Source organism: Streptomyces sp. SBT349 (assembly GCF_001083795.1).
GTDB lineage: Bacteria > Actinomycetota > Actinomycetes > Streptomycetales > Streptomycetaceae > Streptomyces.
In genome coordinates, this window is the sequence record NZ_LAVK01000446.1 from 1 (window position 1) to 5,171 (window position 5,171).

At 72.0% G+C, this 5,171-nt stretch carries 3 protein-coding genes and 1 pseudogene; 1 reads left to right on the top strand and 3 read right to left on the bottom strand.

Features of this window, described 5'->3' with window-relative positions; genetic code table 11:
• Positions 1 to 150: 150 nt before the first annotated feature.
• Positions 151 to 1,302, bottom strand: a pseudogene (locus ADY01_RS32410) (aldehyde dehydrogenase family protein); the annotation flags it as partial.
• A gap of 58 nt (positions 1,303 to 1,360) precedes the next feature.
• Complete coding sequence (locus ADY01_RS32415; RefSeq protein ID WP_049580317.1) at positions 1,361 to 2,347, bottom strand: 2-dehydropantoate 2-reductase; 987 nt, start codon at positions 2,345 to 2,347, stop codon at positions 1,361 to 1,363.
• 240 nt (positions 2,348 to 2,587) lie between these two features.
• Here ADY01_RS32415 and ADY01_RS32420 point away from each other — a divergent pair, with 240 nt between their 5' ends.
• Complete coding sequence (locus ADY01_RS32420; RefSeq protein ID WP_049580318.1) at positions 2,588 to 3,283, top strand: GntR family transcriptional regulator; 696 nt, start codon at positions 2,588 to 2,590, stop codon at positions 3,281 to 3,283.
• A gap of 287 nt (positions 3,284 to 3,570) precedes the next feature.
• Here the strand turns inward: ADY01_RS32420 and ADY01_RS32425 are convergent, their stop codons facing one another.
• Positions 3,571 to 4,962 (bottom strand): OFA family MFS transporter, encoded by a 1,392-nt coding sequence (locus tag ADY01_RS32425; protein WP_049580319.1) that lies wholly within the window; start codon positions 4,960 to 4,962, stop codon positions 3,571 to 3,573.
• Positions 4,963 to 5,171: the final 209 nt, after the last annotated feature.

A 5,171-nucleotide genomic window follows, 5' to 3' on the forward strand; every position in this document is an offset into this window, starting at 1 on the left:
GGCTGAACGCGCCCGTCATCAAGGGCGAGACGACCAACACCCAGCGGGAGAAGCTGTTCAACGCGTTCCGGGCCGGCGAGGTGCCGGTGCTCGTGGTGTCCAAGGCACCCTGGCCGTACTGCGGCGCATGGAAATCGACCTGACACGGTTCGCCGCCCTGTCCGTCGCCGAGCAGGAGCGGCCGTCGGAGAGCCGGGCGCGGTGGAGCGGGATGCCGCCGCGGGCGACGGCGTCGGAGATCGTGCCGGCGAGTTCCTTGGCCTTGGCGTCGTTGATCAGCGGGCCGAAGTCGAGGTCGGGCAGGTCGTCGCCGGGGTCGGCGACCGCGAGCGGGTGGCCGAAGGAGATCGACCTGACGGCGGGAAGGTAGGCGGCGAGGAAGGCGTCGAACAGGTCGCGCTGGACGACGTAGCGCGGGTAGGCGGTGCAGCGCTGCTTGCCGTACTCGAACGCCTTGCGGGCCTGGGCGGCGAGCAGGTCCCAGTCGCTGAACTCCCACACCCCCCAGCAGTTGAGCCCCTCCTGTTCGAGGATGTGGCGGGTGCGGGTGGCGGCCAGCGCGGGGGGGGGGCGGCCCCCCGCGCCCCGGCCGCCGACGAAGTTGACGCAGCCCACGGCGGGGTCGCCCACCAGGGCCGGGGACAGGGCGGAGCCGCTGCCGCTCACCAGGGTGAGCGGCAGGCCGTGGCGGGCGGCGAGGGCGCAGGCCAGGGTGAGGCAGGCGGTGCCGCCGTCGGTGGGGGTCTTGGCGACCGCCGCGTTGCCCGCCAGGACCTGCACGAGCATGGCGTGCATCAGCACGCTCATGGGGTAGTTCCAGCTGGCGATGTTGGAGACGGGGCCCGGCAGCGGGGAGCGGCCCTCGACCATGCCGTCGATCTCGCCGAGGTACCAGCGCACCCCGTCGAGGCAGCGGTCGACGTCGGCGCGGGCGGCCCGCCAGGGCTTGCCGATCTCCCAGACCAGCAGGAGGGCCAGCAGGTCCCGGTGGGCGGAGAGCTCGTCGAGCGCCGCGGCCACCCGGGCCCGCCGCTCGGCGAGGGGGACGTGCCGCCAGGCGCGGTGCTGGTCGAGGGCCGCCCGCACCGCGCCGCGGGCGGCGTCCGCGTCCAGCGCCGGCGGTCCGGTGATGGGGCGGCCGTCGACCGGGGTGGTGGCCGGCACGGGGACGCCGTCCCGGTGCCAGCGGCCCCCGTGCAGGTTGAGCACGCGGTGGTCGTGGAACGCCTCGGGCGCGGCGGCCAGGGCGCGGGCGTGGGCCTCGGCCCAGGCGGTGCCGGGCTTCAGCCGTAGGGTCGTCATCGCGGGATCTCCTCGGTGTCCGCTCGGTGTCTGCTCGGTGGCCGGGTCAGCGGGCGGGTCAGCGGGCGGCGGGCGCGGCGGTGGTGCGGGCGAGCAGGTCCACCGCGGCGTGGACGTCGCGCAGGGTGGGGGCCGGGACCCCGGTCAGGTCGGCGATCTCCACGACCGCGCCGAGGATGGCGTCGGTCTCCAGCTCCTTGCCGGCCTCCAGGTCCTGGAGCATGGAGGTCTTGTGGTGCCCGACGCGCTCGGCGCCGGCGATCCGCTTGTCGATGGAGATCGCGGGCTTGCTGCCGGTGGCGTGGGCCACCGCGAGGGTTTCGGCCATCATCGAGCCGACCAGCCTGCGCGCTCCCGGGTGCCCGGCGATCTCGACCATCGTCGCCCGGGTGAGGGCGCTGAGCGGGTTGAACGCGACGTTGCCCATCAGCTTGATCCAGATGTCGTTGCGCAGGTCGGACTCGACGGGGCACTTGAGGCCCCCGGCCACCATCGCCCGGCTGAACTCCAGGCAGCGCGGGGAGAGCGTGCCGTCGGGCTCGCCGATGGAGAAGCGGGTGCCCTCCAGGTGGCGGATCACCCCGGGCTCGGCGATCTCGGTGGAGCAGTAGACGACGCAGCCGATCGCCCGCTCCACGGGGATGGTGGTGCTCACCGCGCCGCCGGGATCGACGGCCTGGATGCGGCGGCCTTCGAGGGCGTGGCCCACGAGACCGTGGAAGTACCACCAGGGGATGCCGTTCTGCGCGGCGATCACCGCGGTGTCCCGGCCGAGCAGCGGGTCGAGCAGGGGTCCGCAGCCGGCGTACTGCTGGGCCTTGAGGCCGAGGAACACGTAGTCGACCGGCCCGACGTCCTCGGGAACGCCGGTCGCGTGCGGGCGGGCGGTGAAGTCGCCGCGCGGGCTGAGGACCCGCACGCCCCGTTCGCGCAGGGCGGTGAGATGCGCGCCGCGGGCGACGAGGTGCACCTCGGCCCCGCCCCGGTGCAACGCGGCGCCGACATACGCGCCGATGGCTCCTGCGCCGAGCACTGCCACTTTCATGTCTCTGCCCCCGATCTGCGGTCGGGCGGGCGGCCCCTGAGGGGCAGGATTGCATACAGTATGCCATAAGTGGGTGGGCGGCGACAGGGGGTAGGCGCTCCTTCACCCGCTGAACGTGATCCGCGTCGCGTTCCGGTCCCGTTCTTTACGCGATGCCGTAGATTGCATACAAGAACCTGTATCCTGGAGTCCTCTTCACTGAGGCATCCTCAACTGCCGTATCGACAGGGGACCTCCACCATGCGTGACGCACTCAACGCCGCGGGCGCCCGCCGGGTCACCCGCCCCGCACCCCTCCGCGAGGCCGTGTTCGAGGCTCTGGTCGAACTCATCGTCAACGGCTCCCTCCGGCCAGGCCAGCACCTGGTGGAGGCCGAGCTCGCCGAGCATCTGGGCGTGAGCCGGCAGCCCGTGCGCGAGGCGCTGCAACGGCTCCAGAGCGAGGGCTGGGTGGACCTGCGCCCCGCGCAGGGCGCCTTCGTCCACACGCCCACCGTGGAGGAGGCGGCCCAACTGCTCAGCGTCCGCGCGGTGCTGGAGACCCACTCGGCCAGGGGCGCCGCGGTCCACGCGACCGAGCAGGACATCGCCCGGCTCTGGGAGCTTCAGGAGGCGGGGGTGCGCGCCCTCGCGGCCGACGACGCGCGGGCGATCGTCGAGGCCAACGCCGTGCTGCACAGCTTCATCACCGAGCTCGCGGGGAACCGGGTGCTGGCCGAGATGATCGCCCAGGTCGACCGGCGCGTGCGCTGGTACTACACGCCGATCGCCCGCCCGCGCGGCAAGGCCGCGTGGAACGAGCACGCCACGCTCATCCGGGCCATCGCCAAGGGCGACCCCGACCGCTCCGAGCAGCTGATGCGGCGGCACACCGAGCGCACCACCGACTTCTACTGCAAGCAGATCTCGGCCGCCGCCCAGGCCGCCGCCGGCTGACCCGGTCCCCGTCCCTGTGGGACGTCCCTCGGGGCCGTGCGCCGCGTGGGCGGCACGGCCCCGAGGGGGCTTTCAGCTGCGGCGGGAAGCGGACGAGGGCCGGCCGGCGCAGGGAGCGCACCCCGCCGGCCGACCCCGCCGCCGTGACGCGGGCGGCCCGGTACGGGACTGCCGCGTACCCGCCCCGGGCCGCGGTCCTCCGCTGGCCCGCGCACACGCTCCGGGAGGGGTGGGGACGAATGGCGCGCGCCGCCACCCCTGGTCGCCGCTCCCGCGACGGGAGGCCCTCAACGGGCCCCGACCGGTGTCGGGGGCACGGTTTCGGGGACCTTGGTCACGTCGTCCGTTGGACGTGGCTGGCGCAACAGCAGCGACAGCGCGGCCGAGAGGAGTCCTATCGCGCCCGCGATGAGGAACGCGCCCTTGTAGTCCCACGCATTGACCACCAGCACGCCGACGCCGGAGCCGAGAAGGCCGCTGACCAGCTTCGAGCTGTAGACCATGCCGTAGTTGGTGGCGTTGTGGTTCTCCCCGAAGAAGTCGGCCGTCATCGCGGCGAACAGCGGGAAGATCGCGCCGCCGCCGAATCCGGAGATCATCGAGAAGAAGAGGAACAGCGGCATGCTCCCGATCGTGCCCGACCACAGCACCCCGAACTGCGAGAGCCCCAGGACGATGCACACGAACGTCAGGGTCTGCCGCCGTCCGTACAGGTCGGAGATCCAGCCGATGACGCCGCGCCCGGTGCCGTTGACGATGGCCTTGAGCGACATCGCCGTGGCCACGATCCCGCCCGCGAAGCCCATCTCGTCCCCGAAGTCCACCTGGAAGGCGATCCCGAAGATGTTCACGCCCGCCGTCATCAGCAGGCAGAACCACATCAGGTACAGCACCTTCTCCTTCCGCGCCTCGGCGGGGGTGAACTGCTTGACGGCCGGCGGGTTCTTGAGCAGCGCCCGCGTCGTCCTGGGGTCGGACTTCTTGTCCAGCGGGTCGACGTGCGGGGGCCACCAGTTCTTCGGCGGGTCCTTGAAGAACAGCCCGCTCACGCCGACGGCCAGCAGCGCCCACAGGCCGACCAGGCTCAGGATGGCGGAGAAGTTGTCCACGTCCATGTAGTTGGTGAAGAGGAAGACGAACGGCACGGCGCCGTAGGCGAAACCGCCGTTGACGAAGCCGGTCTTGCCGCCCTTCCGCTCCGGATACCACTTGCCGACCATGTTCACGCAGGTCGCGTAGACGAAGCCGGCGCCCGAGCCACCGAAGAAGCCGAAGCCCAGGTAGGCCCAGAAGACGTTCGGCGCGTGCGCCAGCGCCAGGAAGCCCAGGTAGGCGCCCACGGCGCCGAGCAGCATCGCCGTGCGCGCCGAGAGCTTCTCCGTCTCCCGCAGCAGTCCGATCGGCCACGCCACGGCGGCCTGGAAGAACACCCACACGCCCAGCAGCCAGAAGATGTGCGTCGACGACCAGCCCTGCCCGTCGTGCAGGGTCTCCTCGGCCGAGCCGAAGGCGTACTCGCAGATGCTGATGCCCATCATGCCGATCCACGGCAGGATCACCATCGTCCACCGCGGCCGTCCCATGATGTCCCGGTCGGTCTCTCCGATCCGGTACACACGACCGTTCTCGTCGGTAACCTCTCGATACTTCGGGGGGGTTTTCTTGAACTCTGTCGTCATGAATGAGTCCCCTTGCCTTCGAAAGAGCTTTGGCCTGCGCCCCCTGGCCGGATCTCTTCTCGCGCGGCGGGAGGTCCTTCCGTGCTGTCCTCTCGCGTCTCGCTGGCGGTGCGTCGTCGCGGCGGCCGTCCGACAGCGACGTCGGCCGTGCCCGCGTGGGGGTCCGGGGCGGCATCCCGGACGGGTGGATGGAGCGGTGGGTGGGGAAC